Raw genomic sequence first — 19,809 nt, 5'->3', positions numbered from 1 at the left:
GCTCATGACCGACGGTGCGAACAGGGACGACGCGGCGATCGTCGTCCGCGACCTGCGCAAGACCTACCGGGATGTCGTTGCGCTCGACGGCATCGACCTCACCATTCCGCGTGGGTCGGTGTTCGCGCTGCTCGGACCCAACGGTGCTGGAAAGACCACCGCCGTCGGCATTCTCACCACCTTGCTCCGCCCCGATTCCGGCACCGTCACCATCGACGGCGTCGACGTGCTCGCCGCACCTCACCAGGCCCGCACCCGGCTGGGGGTGTCCGGGCAGTTCGCGGCCGTCGACGAGGTCCTCACCGGCCGCGAGAACCTCGTGATGGTCGGACGCCTCACCGGCTACTCCCGCCGCGACGCCCGCCGCCGCGCCGACGAACTCCTCGACAGTTTCGATCTAGCGAGCGCCAACCGGCGGGTGATCACCTACTCCGGGGGGATGCGCCGCCGACTCGACCTCGCCTGCGGACTCATCGCCCGCCCACCCGTCCTCATCCTCGATGAGCCCACCACCGGCCTCGACCCCGTCGGCCGCACCGAACTGTGGCACACCATCGGTGACCTCGTCGCCTCCGGCACCACCGTGCTGCTGACCACGCAGTACCTCGAAGAGGCCGACCAGTTCTCCGATGCGGTGGCCGTCCTCGTCGACGGAAAGATCGTCGCGCGTGGCGCCGCCGCCGACCTCAAACGCGACTACGCCACCGACACCGTCACCCTCACCTTCACCGAACCGTCCGAAGCCGCGCGCGCCGCCGCGCACCTCGAACAAGCCGGTGACACCGTGACCTCGGCCGGCGACCGCACCGTCGAATTGTCCGCCCAGAACGGCAAGCACACCCTGGCCGTGGTCATCGGTGAACTCACCGCCGCCGGCATCCCCGTCGCCGAAGGATCCTCGGCCGCACCGACACTCGACGACGTCTTCGTGCGCCTGACCGCCGGGAGCGACGCATGACCGGCCGCACCGACACCACCAGCAGTGTGCCCGCGCCGCCACCACGCCGCCTGGGGCTGCGGAGTCTGTTCATCGACTGCGACGTCCTCATCCGCCGCAACGTCCTCGCCACCCTGCGGGTTCCGCAGATGCTCCTCGGGATCATCCTGCAGCCGTTGATGTTCGTGCTGCTGTTCTCCTACGTGCTCGGCGAATCTCTCGGCGGTGACCAGTACCGGCAATTCCTTATCGGCGGCATCATGGCCCAGACCGTCGCCTTCAACGCCATGTTCTCCGCACTCGGGCTGGCCACCGACATGGAGAAGGGCGTCATGGACCGGTTCCGGGCACTGCCGATGACGCGACTGTCGATCCTCGCGGCCCGCTCCGGAGCCGACATCCTCATCAACGTCATCGGCCTGCTGGTGATGACCATCGCCGGGCTCGTCATCGGGTGGCGCCTGGACAATTCGGTCGGCCCCATCATCGCCGGCTACCTGCTGGCCCTGCTGTTCGGCTACGCGTTGAGCTGGGTGGGAGCCGTGGTCGGCCTCATCTCGCAGTCGGTGCAGGCCACCCAGAGTCTGCTGCTGACCATCCTGTTCCCGCTGACCTTCATCTCCTCGGCGTTCGTGCCGTCGGCGCGGCTCCCCACACCGTTGCGGGCGATCGCGAACTGGAATCCGGTGACCTCCCTGGCCCGGTCGCTACGAGAGAGTTTCGGCAACCCGGTACAGGTGTACAAGTACATCCCCGAGCCGGACACTTGGGCCGCGCAACACTGCTACCTCTACACCGCGCTGTTCAGCATCGGGATCCTCGTCGTGTTCGTCCCGCTGGGCCTGGTGGCGCTGCGTGCGAGATCAACATGATCCGCTTCGACCTCAACGCTGCCCAACGTGCCCTGTGGACCACCCACGAGGCGCTGCCCGACCTGCCGCTCAATATCGCGCAGTACTCGGATCTGGTTGGTCCACTCGACGAAGAACTCTTCATCGGCGCGGTTGATGACCACGTTCGTCGGATGCGATTCGGGCAAACTCGATTCGAGCGGACAGGTGAAGGCATCGTCGGGGTCTACGACCCCAGCCTGTCAGCGTCCCCGGACTTCATCGACGTCACCGCCGAGGACGACCCTCGAGCCGCTGCCATGACCATCATGGCGCGGGACTACTCCCACCCGCACGATCCGCTGGTGGACCGGCTGTCGGTGGGCTACCTCTTCCGTCTCGGTCACGACGAGCACATCTTCTACATCCGCACCCACCACATGGTGACCGACGGCGTCGCCGGCAAGAACGACTTCACCGGGATGCTCACCGCATACTCCCGCGCACTAGATGGTCAGCCACCCGCCGAACCCGCACACCTGGACTTCGCGGCCTCGGCGCGCGCCGACACCGACTATCGTTCTTCGTCACGTTTCGTCTCCGACCGCGAGTACTGGCGAGCATCGTTGGCCGACATGCCCGTTCCCGCCGAACTCGCTCTGCGGACCGGCGCACCAGCACCGCGCAACCACGTGGAGTCCGCCGATATCCCGACGTCGACGATGACCGCCCTCGATCGTGCGGCCACCGCGCACAACAGCACCCCGCCCGCGATCCTCGCGACAGCGCTTGCCGCCTACCTGTCGCGCGCCACCGGCACCGACGACATCGTCGTCAACCTGCCCGTCGCCGCCCGCACCACCGCGGCACTGCGGCGCACACCGCTACCCGTGTCCAACGTTGTGCCGCTGCGCACGGGTGTGGGTGCGGCGGTGGCGGTGAGCGACGCGTTGCGCAGCACATCCGCCGCCTTGATGGGAGCGCTGCGACATCAGCGGTACCGCTACGAGGACATCCGGGCCGATCTGGCGGCCGACGATGATGCCGGGTCTCGCGAGGTGAATCCGCTCGGTCACCGCGGCATGACCGGACCGTTGCTCAACCTGATGCTCTTCGACCGCGAATTCCGGTGTGGTGAGGCCACCGCCACGTTCCACGTGCTCAGCACCACGCCCGTCGATGACCTGTCGGTGAATGTGTATGTCGCAGCGGGGTCGGGTGCGGACTCCGGGACGTCGGCTGCAGGCGGGTTGACCCTGGATATTGAAGCCAACCCGAACCGCTACACGAGAGCCGAAGTGGCCGAACATCACCGGCAGCTGATGGCGATGCTGGCGCGCGTGTCCGAGGCACTGGTGAATGATCCGTCGCTGGCGGTCGAGGAGCTGCCGCTGGTTGCAGACGGGACTTCATCTGCCGACGTTTCGGTCGCGATGCGGACGCTGCCAGAGTTGCTTGATGCGGTGGTGGTGGCGAATCGAGATTCGCCGGCGTTGCAGCTCGCTGACGGCGATGTGCTGACTTATGCCGAATTGGACTCGCGCGCTGCAGATCTGGCCGTCCGGATGCGGACCCTCGGTGTTGGTCGCGGGACCACCGTGGCCGTGATGGTCGGCCGAGGTTCGGATCAGTTCCTGCTGTGGTGGGCGGTCGCGCGCACCGGCGCCACCATCGTGCTGCTCGATCCGGACCAGCCCGCTGCGCGGTTGCGTCGCATCCTCGATGCGGCAGACCCGGTGCTGACGGTGGCCGCCGAGCGTGGCGCGGTGAGTCGGCATCGGCGGGATGTCCGGACGGTGGCGGAGTTGGCGGCGGTTGCGCCTTCTTCTCTGGGTGATCGGCCGCACCTGTTGGACGCCGCCTATCTGTTGTTCACGTCGGGAACCACCGGTGAGCCCAAAGGTGTGGTGGTGCCACATGCCGGGCTGGCGGCTCTCCTCGCCGCACAACGGATGATGTTCGATCCCGGTGCGGGCGGGGCGCGTGTCGCCGCGATGGCCTCACCCATGTTCGACGTCGCCCACTTCGAGATGCTGTGGTCGGTGGCTGTTGCCGGATGTCTGGTGCCCCTTGGCGGCGAGCTCTCCGATGCCGGGGAACTGTTTGCTGCCGAGGGGATCACGCATGCGGCGATGACACCGTCGGCTGCTGCGGTGGTTGGTGTGGGTCGTCTGCCCGGGTCTGTGGTGTTGGGCGGTGAGGTGCTGCCGGGTGGATTGGCCGCGCAGATCGCGTCGCGCGGCAGGTTGTGTAATGCGTATGGGCCGGCGGAGTTCAGCACTACGGCGTCCATGTATCGGGTGGGGGATGGGTTCTCTGGATTGATCGTGCCGGTGGGAGGGGGTGGCCGTGGCAGCACAGGCGGCGGAGGCTGGGCCGTTCCCGGCGCTTCGATCTATGTCCTGGACCGCCGGTTACGTCGCGTGCCGCCGGGCATCGTGGGGGAGATATACCTTGCCGGACCCCAGGTGGCACTCGGCTACCTCGGTCAATTCGGTTTCACCGCAACGCACTTCGTGGCCTGCCCGTGGCGCGCGGAGATGCGGATGTACCGCACCGGCGATCTGGCCTACGTGGATCCGGGCACCGGCGACCTGATCTTCCGCGGACGCGCCGACGGCCAGGTGCAGATCCGGGGTGTGCGCGTCGAACCCGGCGAGATCGAGGCTGCCGCGCTGTCCGTGCAGGGAGTCGCGCGGGCAGCTGTCGTCGGTGACGACGCCGGGCTCGACTTGGCCATCGTCGCGGCCGAAGACCACGCGCCGGACACCCTGCGTGCCGAGGTGCGTCGCCGCCTCGCCGAACTCCTGCCGCCATCGATGTGGCCACGCCTCATCGCCTGCCTGGCGGCGATACCCCTGACCACCACCGGCAAGTGCGATACCGCCGAGACCCGACGCCTCATCATCGACACCGCCGACACCGAACGCCCCGTGGTGGCGGCGCAGACGCCGATGGAACACCTCGTCGCCGGCGTCGTCGCCGACGTCCTGGACATCCCCACCCCATCGGTCACCGCCGACCTCATCGAACTCGGCGCAACATCGTTGTCCGCCATGGATATCCGCGCTCGACTGGCCCAGGCCACCGGCCGACTGCCCGTCGTCCGGGATGTCCTGTGGGCCACCGACCTGCGTGACCTTGCCCGGCGGGTCGCCGCCGCGGACACTGTTCCGGTCGGTGTCCCAGACCGCCCCGAGCATCCGCCGATCTCCCGCATTCAACGCTCACTGATCGCCGCCCACCGCATCAACCCGGCCGACCGCGCCAACATCGTCGACTTCCGCATCACCGTCCCCGAAGCGCGAGCCGCCGACCTCCGGGCTGCCGTCGCCGACCTCGTGTACCGACACGAGGTGCTGCGCACCATCATTCGTGCGGAATCTGACGGCGGTTTCTGGCAGGACGTCCGGCCGGCCGGTGACGTGCTGCCGCAGATCCTCGCCGACACCGGCAGCGTGAGCATCACCGACATCCTCGACCCCGTCGGCACCGTACCGCTGCGCTGCGTGATCGGTGCCGACGATGATCCGTCGCACAGCGGATCGATTCGGGTCATCGCCCACCACGGCATCGTCGACGACGAGTCGGTCGGCGTGCTCGCCGCAGACTTCAGGCTCGCTCTCGCCGCCCGCACCGCCGGTGCCGAGCCCGAGTGGGCCGCCCCGGCCACCCAGTACATCGACGCCGTCCTGCGTGCCGAGGCACGCCTCGGTGACCCCGCCGATCCGCAGTCGGCCTACGCGCGCGACATCCGGTACTGGACAGACCAACTGGCCGACCTCCCGCCCCGCGGCCTCCTGCCCGCCGACATTCATCCCAGCCGCCGACACAGCGCCGCAGCCGCGGCCGCCACCCTGGCCTCCGTGATGCCGGACGCCGCCGATTCCGTCGTGCAGCGTGCCGCGGCGCTCGGCACCACACCGTTCGTCGTCGTGCAGGCCGCGGTCGCCGTGGCCATCGCGCGGATGACCGGACGTGACGACGTCATCCTCGCGGTGCCGCACACCGGCCGGGACGCCGACGCCCGGGACGCGGTCGGCATGTTCGCCAACCCCGTCGCTTTGCGTACTCGGCTCACGCCCGAGATGACTGCCGGTGATGTGATAACTGCGGGTGACGGTGCGTTGCGGTCGGCGCTCGACCATGGTGCCGTCCCCTTTGGTGAGGTTGCGGGTGCCGTCGACCCGACCCGCGATCCGCTGGACTGGCCGCTGACCGACGTGGCGTTCGCGTTCCGCGAGGGGCCGGCCGACGTCGGGGAATGGGCGGTGCAGGTCGCGGACTCGCTCGATGCGCTCGTTCCACTCCGGGTGACCGTCGATCTTGTTCGTGGAGCATCGATTACGCTACGCGTGATCTACCGCAGCGACTGGTTCACCGAAGCCGCTGCGAGCACGATTCTTGACGCAGTCGTCGCGGCCATCACCGAGATGGCCGGTCGGCCGGTGGACACGCCGGTGGCGGCGATGCTGGGTGAAGCTGCGCATGTGGCGGCTGGTGGGCTCGGCGTCAACGCGAGACTCGATGACGTGATCGCCGATGTGGCTGCGGCACGGCCTGATTCCGTCGCGGTGGAGTTCGTGCGTGCGGATGGTGGTGGCGAGACCGTCACCTACCGCGAGTTGATGGTGCGGGTGGACGAGGTTGCGGGACGTATCGGTCCGGTGGCCGGTGATGCTGTTGCGGTTGTGCTGCCGCGTGGCATTGATGTGGTGGTCGCTCAGCTTGCGGTGATGCGAGCCGGCGGCCGGTTCCTGCCGATCGATCCGAATCATCCTGCAGATCGGATCGCGTACTTGCTTGAGGATGCTCGGCCGGTGGAGGCGGTTGTTGTTGGAGCGACTCGTCATCTTGTGGGTGGGGTGGGGCGTGTTGTTGAGCTGGGCTCCTCCGACAGTGCGAGTGTCGGTAGCAGCGTGGGTGAGGGCGGTCTCGAGCTCGGCTCGGCGGATACACCGCTCGCAAGCTCGCGGGACTCGACCGGCGGGGGGACGGCCGGCGGAAGTGGTGCGCCTGCGTACCAGATCTATACGTCCGGCTCCACCGGGCGACCCAAGGGTGTTGTTGTCACTCACCGCAATGTGGTCACGTACCTGGATGGCGCGTGCCGCCGATTCGGGATCGGTGCGAGCGATACGTGGATCGCCACCCACACCGTTGCGTTTGATGCGTCGGTCTTCGAAATCTATGCACCACTGGTCGTTGGCGGGCGGTTGGTGCTGGCCGACGATGAGATCGCTCGTGATCCGCACCTGTTGTGGCGCAGCCTTGTTGATCGTGGTGTCACCATGATGTTCTCGGTACCGTCGGCGTTCTATCCTCTCGCGGATGTCGCGGTCCGCGAAGGCACTCCCGGGGATCTGAGACTCGCTCTCCTCGGCGGTGACGCGGTCCGGCCCGGACGTGTGGGCGCCTTCGTCGAACGATTCGGTGACACAACACAACTCGACAACGTCTGGGGCGCCACCGAGGGCACGATCTGCGCTTCCGCCCAGCGGATCGACCCGGATGATCCGCGCGGCCTCATCGGGACACCCATCGGGTTCGATGAGTTGCTCGTCCTCGATGCCTGGCTGCGGCCGGTGCCCGATGGGGTATGGGGTGAGCTGTATCAGGCCGGACCGCAGGTGACGCTGGGCTACCACCGCCGGCCGGGACTCACCGCCACACGCTTCGTCGCCTGCCCCTTCCGCGCCGACGGCATGCGCATGTACCGCACCGGAGACGTCGTCCGACGCACCCTCGACGGCAGCCTCGAGTTCCGGGGACGCGGCGACAATCAGGTCCAGTTGCGCGGCTACCGCGTCGAACTCGACGAAGTGGCAGCCGTCCTCGCCGAACACCCGGCCATCGCCGACGCCGTCGCCGTGGTCACCGACCCCGACCGTGGTGACGGCGGAAACCTGGTCGCCTTCGCGGTACCCGCCGACCCGTCCGATAGTGCCGCAGCCGACAGTGCCGCCATCCGCGTGCACGCCGCGACCATCCTTCCGGCCCACGAAGTGCCCCACCGCATCATTCTCGTCGACGCGTGGCCCCGGACACCGGCCGGAAAGATCGACACCGCTGCGCTGCTGGCCGACGAACGCACCACCGTCGCCGCACCCGACACGATCCCGGATTCCGCAGTGACCGAGATCATTCCGGTGATCGCCGCAGCCCTCGACGCCGATCCCGCGACCATCGCGCCGCACGATCGCCTCCTCGACCTCGGTGCCACCTCCCTGACGTACATGAGCCTGGCCGTCGCACTCGCCGACCTCACCGGAGTCGCCGCGTTGCCGGTCCGCGACCTCGCCGCCGCCGACACCGTCGCCGACATCGCCGCACTGGTCACGCACCTCCGTCCCGGCCATGACCTGCCGGAGTCGGTGGACACGACCGATCACACTCGCGTCACTCACGTCGCGGTCACGCACACCCCGGCCCCGCAGCAACTCGACCTCTGGCAACATCACCGCACCCACCCCGACTCGGTCATCTACCACCTGCCGCTGCGCGCGACCCTGCCGAACGGGATCACCACCGACATCGCCACGGCCGCACTGCTCGACGTCGCCGACCGGCATCACGCCCTGCGCACCGTGATGCCCGAAGTCGCCGGCCACCCCACGCTGCACGTCCGCGCGCCCGGTGATGCTCATGCCGCGGCCGACATCCGCGTCTACGACACGCCTGCCTGGCCCGCGACCGTGGACGCCTTCGTCGCCGAACCCTTCGACCTCACCACCCGATTCGGGTGGCGGGCACTGCTCGCACCCCTCGACGCGGGAACCGAGCTGGTGCTGGTCGCCCATCACGCCGTCATCGACGGATGGTCGACCCGAATCCTGCTGCGCGACTTCGACACCGCACTGCGCGCTCGCCGCGCCGGGAATGCCCTCGACTGGGCGCCGGAGCCGGGTGCACCCATCCCCGTCGACGTCGACCGGTGGGCAGACGACCTGACATTCTGGCGCCGTCGGCTCGCCGACGCCCCCACCCACCTCGCACTGCCGCACCCGCGGCACGCACGCTCCGGCGCCGGGCCGTTGCGCGCGGTGATGCTGCAACGCGCCCTCGGCGCCGAGACACGTTCCGCCGCAGAGGTACTCGCCGCCTCCACACAAACCGGTGTCTTTCACCTCCTGCACGTCGCGCTGGCCGCCACCCTCGCCACCTACACCGGGACCGCCGACGTCGTCCTGTCGTCCCCGGTCAGCGGACGCCGCACCGCCGCCGACCTCGCCGGCGTCGGCATGTACGTCCGCACCCTGCCACTGCGCACCACCGACGCCCTCACCACACCACTGGCCACCGCGCTGCGAGCCTCGGCCGCCACCCTCACCGCCGCCGAAGACCATGGCGCACCGGGACTACGCGGCATCGCCGAGACCACCGCGCCCGGCATCGCCGGTGCCTACCTCGACGTCATCCTCGCCGTCGACGGCGGACTCACCCGCGAGCAGACCACCCTGCGCGACGTGCAGCAGATCCGACCCACCGAAGCCCGTGTGCCACTGGAATTCTCGATCCGCGACCACGGCCCGGGTCACGGCATCGACCTCACCCTCATCGTCGCCGACGAACTCGTCGACGTCGACGGCGCCACCGCAATCCTCGACGGATTCCTCGACGCCGTCACCCGACTCGCCCACGCCGACGACGCCACGGCGCCGGTCGCCGACCTCATCGCCCTCGCCACCACCCCCACGCCACCGGTTCCGCGGACCACCACGCCCATCGACGTCGTCGACAGCATCCGACGCCACGCCGGCCGCGCACCCCACGCGCGGGCCGTCATCGACGGCGACCGCAACCTGCTGTACGGCGAACTCGTCAGCACCGCACACACATTCGCGGATCGGCTGCGCTCCCACGGTATCGGGCGAGGAGATCGTGTCGCCATCCTGGCCGACCGCAGCGCCGACACCGTGGTCGCGATGCTCGCCGTCCTGTTCCTCGACGCGGCCTACGTGCCGATCGATCCGCGCTATCCGGAACACCGCATCGCCGATACCCTCACCGACTCCGGGGCCCGCCTGGTCATCGGAGCCGAACTCGACATCCGGGATGCCCCGACGACGCCCGCGGGCCCCTCCGGCGGACCGGTCGACGCGACACCCGATGCGGCCTACCTGATCTACACCTCCGGTTCCACCGGCCGGCCCAAGGGCGTCGTCGTCACCCGCGACAACCTCGCGGCGATGCTCGCAGCGGCCCTGCCGGTGATCGGCGCCGCACCGGGAGATGTGTGGACGTGGGCGCATTCGCCGGCGTTCGACTTCTCGGTGTGGGAGATCTTCGGCGCCTTGGCCTCCGGCGGCCGGGTCGTCGTCGTCGACACCGACACCGCCCGCGACCCGCGTCTGTTCGCCCGGCTCATCGACGCGCGGGGGGTGACCATCCTCAGCCAGACGCCGAGCGCCTTCACCGGGCTCACCGCACCGCTCCTCGACATCAGCGAGCGGCACACCACCGCGATGCTGGCTTCCCTGCGCTGGGTGGTGTTCGGTGGCGAGGCCCTCGACGTGACCGCACTGCGGGACTGGCATGCGGCACACCCGAGCACCGGGCTGCTCAACATGTACGGCATCACCGAGACCACCGTGCACCTCACCCACACCGTGCTCGACGTCGATGACGACCGCAGCATCATCGGGCGTCCACTCGACGGGGTCTGGCTCGGACTGCTCGACGACGACGGCCGCGAACTGCCCGTCGGCGCCACCGGGGAAATGTATGTGGCCGGCCGGCAGGTGAGCGCCGGATACCTGCATCGGCCCGACGAGACCCGCCGACGATTCCTGCCCGTCCCCGACTCCTGGCCCGACGCCGCCGGGTGTCTCTACCGCACCGGTGATCTGGCCCGCCGCATCGGATCCGACGACTTCGAGTATCTCGGCCGCATCGACGATCAGGTGCAGATCCGCGGATACCGCGTCGAACCCGGTGAGATCGCCGCGGCGCTGCGCACCCTCGACGGCGTCACCGACGTCCGCATCCTGGTGACCGGCGAGAACCGGCCGGGCGGGGGAGAGGGGCTGTGCGCCTTCGTCCTCGGCGACGACGTGCTCGACACCGCAGAGCTGTTACGGCAGTGCGCACAACGACTCCCCGCGCACCTGGTGCCCACCCGTGTCGTGCAGGTCGACCGGTGGCCGCTCACCGGCACCGGCAAACTCGACCGGACCGCACTGCGTCGACGCCTGCACAGCCGCGATCTGCGGACGGACGCACACGAGACGGAGACACAACGGGCAGACACCGCCCCGGCGCGCCCGCTGCGGGATCCCCTCGAGGCCACGGTCGCCGAGGCGATGGCCGCTGCGCTGTCCACCGGTGGTGTTTCGGTGTCGGCGGCCGAGTTCGCTTCGGGCACCGACTTCTTCGCGGCGGGCGGCACCTCGTTGTCGGCGGCGCGCCTGGCCGCGGCACTCGCCGCCCGCAACCATCCGGTGTCCGTCGCCGACATCTTCACCCACCACACCGTGGGCGACCTGGCCGCACTGATCGGCGGCAGCCGGTCGAGCGAACCGACGTCGGCCCTGGTCCCGCCGGTCCCGCCCGTTCCGTCGCTGTCGCTGCATCGTCACGAACCCGACCGGCTACCACTCACCCCCGAACAACAAGACCTGTGGCTGACGTGGCGGACCGACCCGACCCTCCCCGGATACCTGATGCCGATCGCGGTGCCGATACCCGACGAGGTCACCGACGCCGCGCTGCACACGATCGTCGCCGGGCTGCTCGACCGGCACGAGGCGTTGCGCACCTGCTTCCCCATCGACCCGTCATCCGGGGAGCCCTACCAAAAGCTCTGGGACACCGCACAACTCGATATCGGCGGCCTCGGCGCCGCGCAGCCGGTGACCGAGGTGACGGCAGCACTGACCGAACTCACCACACCGTTCGACCTCACCGCGGCACCACCGTGGCGGATACGTCTGGTGGCACCACCGGCGGGTGAGCGCCGGCTGCTGGTGGTGGTCCACCACATCATCGCCGACGGTGAGGCCGCCGCGCTGCTGCAGCGTGAACTCGCCGACGCGGTCGGCACCGGCGAGGCGCCCGCCGCCGACCCGACGCGGGTCGACTACCGGCAGTACACGCTGTGGCGGCGCGCCGCCCTCGACGCCCGACACGAGGACCTCGTCGCCTTCTGGCGAGCGATGTTCCCCGAACCGATCACTCCGCTGCGGCTGCCGGAGATGACGCTGAGCGCACGGCCGCGCAGCGTCGAACCGGTGACGGTGCACCGCGTGACACGCACCCTCGATGCGACCCACTCCGAGGCCCTCGACGCGTGGACGACCAGCGCTCACACCACCGACTTCGCGGTCATCCACGCCGCTCTTGCCGCCGTGCTCGCCTGCCAGGCCGGCACCGATGCGGTCACCGTCGGCGCCGCGGTGTCCGGGCGTATCGAACCCGAACTGGACACGGTCGCCGGACTTTTCGCGCGAGCGGTGCCACTGCGCACTCCCGTCGATCTGCGCCGGACGTTCGCCGACCTGCTGGCCGAGGTGAGTGCGCTGGACCTCGGGGCGCTGACCCACGCCGATCTGCCGCTGACCGAGATCGCGGCGATCGCCGACCCCGAGCGTCACGCGGCCGGCCGAGCCCTCTACGACATCTCCCTCGGTGTCGTCGACGAGCACGTCGGTCTCGCGCAACTGCGCCACCCACACCCGGTTCCGTTGCACGGTATCGACGTCACCATCTTCCGATCGGGTGGACGCCTGCAGGTCACCCTGATCAGCACCGAGCTGGTGACCACCGCCGAGCGTCTCGCCGGGCTGCTCGACTCCGTCGTCGACGTCCCGGCCCGCGCCGTCACCCGGCCCGACCTGCCGATCACCGACCACCTCCTGCCCGACATCAGTGCGGCGCAGCCTGATCCGCAGCATCACCGGCGGCCGATGCGGACGCTGGCCGAGCTCCTCGGATGCCACCTCGCCGACGCCCCGACGGCGGTCGCCGTCGACGACCACCGGTCGGCGCTGCCAGGTCTGCCCGCCACCCTGACCAACGCCGACCTCGACCGCGCCGCCACCACCCTGGCCCGCCACCTGATCGGCGAGGGCGCCGGGCCGGGCGGCATCGTCGCACTGCTGCTGCCGCGGTCGGTGTTCCAGATGATCGCCACCCTCGCCGTCGCGCGCACCGGGGCCGCGATCCTCGACATCGACCCCGACGACCCCACCGAACGCCACCGCATGCTGCTCGGCGCCGCCGACGCCCGCATCCTGCTCACCCTCGACGAATGCGATCCGGATACGGTCACCGGCAACGATATTCGCGTGATCGACCTCCATCAGATGAGCTGGCCGGTCGACGTCGCGCCGTTCTCGGTGACCGAACGTCGCCGGACGGTGCATCCCGATGACCTCGCGTATCTGACGTTCACCTCCGGAACGACCGGCGTCCCCAAGGGCGTCGAGATCACCCACCGCGGCCTGGCCGGCTGGGCACTCGGCACCGCCGAACGCCTCGCGCTGCGCCCGGGACAGCGGGTCATGCACACCTACGCCAACGGATTCGACGCCCACCTGATGGGTATCGTTCCCGTGCGCGCGGCGGGCGCGACCATCGTGATCTGCCCGCCCGAGGTGATGGCCGGCGACGACCTCACCGACCTCGTCACCGCCGCCGGAGTGGACGTGCTGCTGACGACGCCGTCGGTGCTGTCCACCCTCGAGCCGGCATCGGTACCGGGCCTGCGGCGCGTGGTGGTGGGCGGCGAACACCTGAACCCGGCGTTGCTGCGCGTCTGGGCGGACACGGTCACCGTCACCAACGAATACGGACCCACCGAGACCACGGTGGCGGCCACCTCCGCCGACCTCACCGGTGACGACGCGGTGACCATCGGTACGCCACTACCCGGCGTGCGCACAGCGATTCTCGACGACGCGCTGCGCCCGGTACCCGACTACGTGATCGGGCAGCTGTACCTGTCCGGAGACGGAGTGGCACGCGGATACCGCCATGCCCCGGCCCCCACCGCCGCCGCCTTCGTCGCCGATCCCGCCGGAAACGGCACCCGCATGTACGCCACCGGCGACCTCGTGCACCGCCGTACCGGCGGCACGCTGGTGATCCACGGCCGCGCCGACGACCAGCTCAAGGTCCGCGGCATCCGCGTCGAACCGGCGGAGATCGACAACGCTCTGTCACTGGTTCCCGGGGTGATCACCGCCGTCACCGACGCACGCCTCACCCCGGCCGGTGAGAAGGTCCTCGTCTCGTGGGTGGTGCCGATGCTCGACGTGGCACTCGGCCCCGAGCACCTGCGAGACGCCCTCGAGACGTTCCTGCCGCGCAGCATCATCCCGGCCGTGTTCATGATGGTCGGATCACTTCCGGTGGGCCACAACGGCAAAATCGACATGACCCGGCTGCCCGAGCCGATCTGGGGTGGCACCGCCGAGCACGACTCGCGTACCGAGACCACACGGACCGCGACCGAGATCCTGGTGGCCAAGGTGTGGTCGGAGGTCCTCGGTGTGCCCTATCCCGACCTCGGCCCGGACGCCGATTTCTTCGCCGTCGGCGGCACCTCGCTCAGCGCGACCCGCGTCATCTCCCGGCTCGGTGAACACACCGGCCGCGAGGTGCCGCTGCGCGTGATCTTCGATGCGCGGACCATCGGGCGGGTCGCCGGACGTATCGACGACCTCACCCGCTGGCCCGACGGTCCCGAACCCGTCCACCTCCCGCACCCGGCGTCGCTGCCACTGGCATATGCGCAGCGCCGCATGTGGATTCACAACCGGTACGATCCGGCATCGACGGCCTATCACGTCCCGGCCGTCCTGCGGATCACCGGTGCGCTCGACGCCGACCGACTGGCGGCCGCGATCGGGCGGGTCGTCGCCCGCCACGACAGCCTGCGCACCGAATACCCCGACACGCCGACGGGGCCGGTGCAACGCATCAACCCGCCCCGCGGAACCCCGCTGGTGCGGTTGCCGGTCGCGCCGGCCGCGATGGCGGCCACCGTCGCCGCATTCGTCACCCGACCCTTCGACCTCGCCACCGAAACCGCGTTCCGGGCAGCACTGTTCAGTTCCGACGCACCGGAGTCCGACGAGCAGTACCTGGCCGTCGTCATGCATCACGTCGCGATCGACGGATGGTCGATGCGCATCCTGCTCGGCGACATGATGCGCGCCTACCGCGGAGAGGAACTCGGCGACGCGGGTCTGAGTTACGCCGACTACACCCAGTGGCAACTCGGCCGACTCGGCGATCCCGGCGACCCGGCCAGCCGGTTCGCCCGCCAACTCGACTACTGGACAACCACACTCGCCGATGCCGCCGACCCGGTCCGGTTGCCGGGCGCCCGCCACGGGCCCGACGACGGCGTCGCCGGTGGCCGCATCACCCGCCACCTCGGCGGTGACATCGCCGCAGCCGTCACCGCCGCCGCGGCCACGGAGTCGGCCACCATCTTCCACGCCGCGCATGCCGCGCTGGCCGTCGCCCTGGCCCGGCGCACCGGTCACCACGACATGGTGATCGGCACACCGGTGCACGGACGCCCGGCGCCGCAATGGGAATCGGTGGTCGGCATGTTCGTCAACACCCTGCCGCTGCGGACCACCGTCGACGACGCCGCCGCGGTCCGCGACATCCTCGCCGACGTGCGGGAGACGTCACTGTCGGCGATGGGCAACTCGGATGTCCCCTACGAGACCATCGCCCGTGCGGTGCGCCCCAACGCCCGGGGCGGCACCGACCCGCTGATCTCGGTGCTGCTGGTCAATCAGGACATGCTGCCGGTACAGACCGGACACTTCGACCTCACCGGCGCCGACGGCCACACCGCCTCCGCCGAACTCGTCGGCGCCGCAGGTGAAAGCCTCGATGCGAAGTTCGACCTCGAAGTGGTCCTCGGTGCCGCCGCCGACGGCCTGCAGATCATCGCCGCGCATTCTCCGCGCGTCCCCGAGGCCGTGGCCGCCCAACTCCTCGACGACTTCATCGGACTGTTCGCGTCGATGACCGGTGACCTCGGTATGCCGTTCCCCGAGTTGGTGTCCCGGGATCTGGGTGCGGTGCACTCCGGTGAGTCCGAGCCCGTGCCCCTCGCGGGGACTGCCCGCCCGCTCGGCGACACCACCCTCGCCCCGCGGATCGCTGCGGCGATGGCGGAGGTGCTGCGGCTCGACCCGGACGGAATCAGTCTCGGCGACAACTTCTTTGCGCTCGGCGGAACATCCCTGTCGGCGACCCAGGTGACGTCCTGGCTGGCACGCGATCTCGGGACACGGGTTCCCACCCGGCTGCTGTTCGATCACCCCAGTCCGGCGCAACTGGCCTCGGCGTTGAGCACTGCGGACGACCAGGCACCTCCGGGTGCGGCTGTGGTACCGGACCCCGGTGGGGCCGTGGCGCTGCCGGTGACGCAGCGGCACATGTGGGTGATCTCGCAGCTCGACGCCGAGATCTCCCCGGCCTACGGGGTTCCGGTGCTGGTGCCGGTGCCCGACGGCACCGGCCACGACGCCGTGACGCAGGCGCTGGCGCGGGTCGTCGAACGCCATCCGGCCCTGCGTGCCCGATTCGTCGACACCGACGATGGACCGCGGGAGGAGTTCCTCGACGGATGGGTACCCCCGCTGCAGGTGGTCGAGGGTGACGGGTTGAGCGCCGACGCGCCGGCGAGCATCGTCGAGCAACCCTTCGACTTCGGCAGTGGTCCGCCGGTGCGGGCCGTGCTCATCACCGACGCCGGTGCGCCGCGGGCGCTGATCCTGGTGGCCCATCACATCACCCTCGACGGCGAGTCGGCGGTGATCCTGCGTCACGAACTCGGCGCCGCGCTCACCGGCCACGAGTTGGGCTCGGTATCAGTGGGATTCGACCGTGCCGCCGCCATGATCCTCGCGCAGGAACAGACCCGCGGCGAGGAGGTGCGTGGCTTCTGGACCGAGGCCCTCGCCGGATACCCGGGGGTCCTCGACCTGACGGTGGACCCCAAGACCCGGACGTCGCTGCGCAGTCACCGGAGTCGGCATCACCTCGGCCCGGGCAGTGGGGAGTTGGTGGCGGCGGCCGCGGTGCGCCATCACGCCTCGTCTTTCCATATCGTGCACGCGGCTCTGGCCTGGGCGCTGGCGGTGCAGAGCGGAAGCAGTGACGTGGCCGTCGCCGCGCCGGCCTCGCTGCGGCAGGACCCGGCATTGCGTGGCTGTGTGGGAATGCTGGTGTCGACGGTGGTGCTGCGCACCACGCTGCGCCCGGAGATGACCATCGACGACTACGTGGCGCATGTCCGCGACGGCGACCTCGCCGCCCTCGATCATGCGGTCGTGTCCTTCGGTGACCTCGTCGGCTACGCCGACGCGCCGCGCGAGCCGGGACGTCACCCGCTGGTGCAGGTGATGTTCTCTGTCGTCAGTGGCGAGATGTCGGCGCTCGGGGTCGGTGACGCCGCCGCAGATGAGACGGAAATCTCATATCCGACAACCGAATTCGAGTTGGAGATCACCGCCGTCGAGGACGGCGACGGTTGGCGGTTGGAATTCATCTACTCACCGGAGATGTTCACCGCGTCGTTGGTGGGTGCGATCGCCGAGCGAGTGCGGATGGCGCTGGCGGCGATCGGTGGCGACGGGCGACGCCGGCTGGCCGTGGAGTCGCTGGTGACGGCGTCGGAAGAATCGCTGATGCAACGGTATTCGCCTGGTGTGGTGGAGGATCCGCTCTCGATGGCGGAACTGCTGGGACGCACCGTGCGTCGGTTCCCGGATCTGCTCGCGGTGGATGACGGTACCCGGGTGCTGACGTACCGGGAGTTCGATGCGTGGGTGTCGGTGACGGCCCGCGCCCTGCGGGACCGTGGCATCGGGGCGGGTGAGGCGGTGGCGGTCGCGGTGCCGCGGTCGGTGCAGGCGGTGGTGGGCTTCTGGGCGGTGGTGCGTCTCGGCGGGGTGTGCGTGCCGATCGATGTGGGTTATCCGGCGGCGCGGATCGAGCAGGTGATCGCGGTGGCGGGAGCGACGCGCATCGATCTCGACGACATCCCGGACTGTCCCACCGGGTTTGTCGAGTCCGAACCGGCGGTGCCGGTACATCCCGATGCGCTGGCCTACATTCTCACCACGTCGGGCACCACCGGGCGGCCCAACGCGGTGGGCGTCACCCATCGCGGGGTGCGTCAGTTGATCGACGTGCCGTTGCTGGACGTCACCGACCGGTACGGCGCGGTGAGCAGCCCCGGATTCGACGCGTGGATTCTGGATCAGCTGGTGGTGTTCGGCGCGGCGGCAACGCTGTTGGTGGCGCCGGCCGGTGTCCTCGGCGGCACGGAACTCGCGGCGTGGCTGCAGCGTCGGCATGTCACCGCGATGTTCGCGACGCCGTCGGTGCTGGACACACTCGACCCCGAGGTACTGGGTGACCTGCGGACCGTCATCACCGGCGGTGAGGCGCTGCCCGCCCATCTGGGTGACCGGTGGGCGCGGCATGCGCGGGTGATCAACATGTACGGGCCCACCGAGGCGACGGTGTGGGCGACCGGCGGCGCGCACGCGGTGGGAGAGCCGGTCGACATCGGAGTGCCGGTGCCGGGAGTGGTTGTGCGCGTGCTGGATTCGCGACTGCAGCAGGTGCCGCCGGGGGTGACCGGGGAGCTGTACCTGACCGGCGCGGGCTTGGCGCGCGGGTACCTGGGTAACCCGGCGTTGACGGCACGACGGTTCGTCGCCGCGGCGGACGGGCAGCGGATGTATCGCACCGGCGATCTGGTGCGGTGGGGTGGCGGTGACGACCCGCGGCTGATCTACGTCGGTCGCGGTGACCGGCAGGTCAAGGTGCGGGGTCAGCGTGTGGAACCGGGGGAGATCGATGCGGTGCTCCGAGCGGCGGGTGCCACGCAGTCGGTGACGTTGCCCTACGATTCCCCGGCCGGGACGGCGCTGGTGTCGTATGTGGTGTCGACGGTGGATGAGGGGGAGCTGGTGGCGTTGTGTGTCGATGTGCTTCCGCGACATATGGTTCCGTCGCAGATCATCGTGGTGACTGAGTTGCCGCGAACCGGAGCCGGGAAGTTGGACACGGCGCTGTTGCCGGAGCCGCAGTGGCGCCGGTCGACTCGCGAACCACGGACGGGGGTGGAGCGGTCGGTTCTTGCGGCGTTCAGTGCGGTGCTGGGCGCACAGATCGGTATGGACGACGACTTCTTCGCCGGTGGCGGTAACTCCCTGGCGTTGCTCGCAGTGCGCGACGAACTACAGACGCGCACCGGTGCGACGGTGCCGATGTCGCAGTTGTTCGCTCATCCCACCGCGGGGGAGGTGGCCGAGCTGATCGAGTCCGGTGTCCCGGCCGATGCGGGTGTGGTGGCCGAGCACGTCGTCGAGTTCGCCGGCGCCGGGCCTGGACCCTTGCTGTGGTGCGTCCATCCGGCCGGCGGTCTCGCCGCCGACTACCGGACGCTGGCACGCGGTTTGGACTCCTCGACGGTGATCGGCCTGCAGTTGCCGAACCTGACCGACCCGTCGAAGCCGGTGTTGGACACGATCGAAGCGATTGCCGCCGAGCATCTCTCGGCGATCCGGGTGCGGCAACCTCGGGGGCCGTACCGGCTCGCCGGGTGGTCGGTCGGTGGCGTCATCGCGCAGGAGATCGCGCGGCAGCTCATCGCCGACGGTCAGCGCGTCGAGCAGTTGGTCCTGTTGGACGCCCGGGTGCCCGGAGAGCTGGCCGGGTTGGACGACCATCAGCTGGCCGGCGCGGATGAGACGGTGCTTGCCGAACTCGCCGAGCAGGTTCCGGCCGAGATGCTCGTTGCGTACCAGGCGCGGGTGCGAGCCATGATCGACGGGCTACGGCGGCACCGTCCGGGGATCTCGACACCCATTGAGGATGTCGTATACGTCCGTGCCGCAGGCAGTTCCGGTGCCGATGCGTGGCGGCCGCTGGTGGGCAGCATGCGGGTCGTCGACGTCGACGCCGAGCACGCCGACTTTGGTCGGCCCGAGGTGATGGGAAGGATCGCGCGGGTGGTGGGCCCCGCCGAGGCACGAGGAGATCGCCCGCTCTGAGCGT

The 19,809-nt window shown here is 69.7% G+C and carries 3 protein-coding genes; all 3 read left to right on the top strand.

Features of this window, described 5'->3' with window-relative positions; all coding sequences use genetic code 11:
• The first annotated feature begins 4 nt into the window (after positions 1-4).
• Genes ABLE92_RS12165 through ABLE92_RS12155 form a run of 3 tightly spaced genes read left to right on the top strand, consistent with a single transcriptional unit; the run spans position 5 to position 19,805 of the window.
• On the top strand, positions 5-958 hold the full coding sequence (locus ABLE92_RS12165) for an ABC transporter ATP-binding protein (RefSeq protein WP_348805020.1): 954 nt from the start codon (positions 5-7) through the stop codon (positions 956-958).
• Complete coding sequence (locus tag ABLE92_RS12160) at positions 955-1,809, top strand: ABC transporter permease (RefSeq protein ID WP_348805019.1); 855 nt, start codon at positions 955-957, stop codon at positions 1,807-1,809. The genes ABLE92_RS12165 and ABLE92_RS12160 overlap by 4 nt, the downstream gene beginning before the upstream one ends.
• Positions 1,806-19,805: a non-ribosomal peptide synthetase gene (locus ABLE92_RS12155; protein WP_348805018.1), complete on the top strand. Its 18,000-nt coding sequence runs from the start codon at positions 1,806-1,808 to the stop codon at positions 19,803-19,805. Before ABLE92_RS12160 ends, ABLE92_RS12155 begins: the two co-directional genes overlap by 4 nt.
• Positions 19,806-19,809 lie beyond the last annotated feature (4 nt).

Origin of the sequence: Gordonia oleivorans (genome assembly GCF_040044975.1) — a bacterium.
GTDB classification, from domain to species: Bacteria; Actinomycetota; Actinomycetes; order Mycobacteriales; family Mycobacteriaceae; genus Gordonia; species Gordonia oleivorans.
Note: the sequence above shows the minus strand (reverse complement) of the source record. Positions and strands in the feature narration are given on the sequence as shown.

Excerpts from the sequence above, each read along its gene's own strand:
- ABLE92_RS12165 (WP_348805020.1), top strand. The coding sequence starts at position 5 with ATGACCGACGGTGCGAACAGGGACGACGCGGCGATCGTCGTCCGCGAC.
- ABLE92_RS12160 (WP_348805019.1), top strand. The coding sequence starts at position 955 with ATGACCGGCCGCACCGACACCACCAGCAGTGTGCCCGCGCCGCCACCA.
- ABLE92_RS12155 (WP_348805018.1), top strand. The coding sequence starts at position 1,806 with ATGATCCGCTTCGACCTCAACGCTGCCCAACGTGCCCTGTGGACCACC.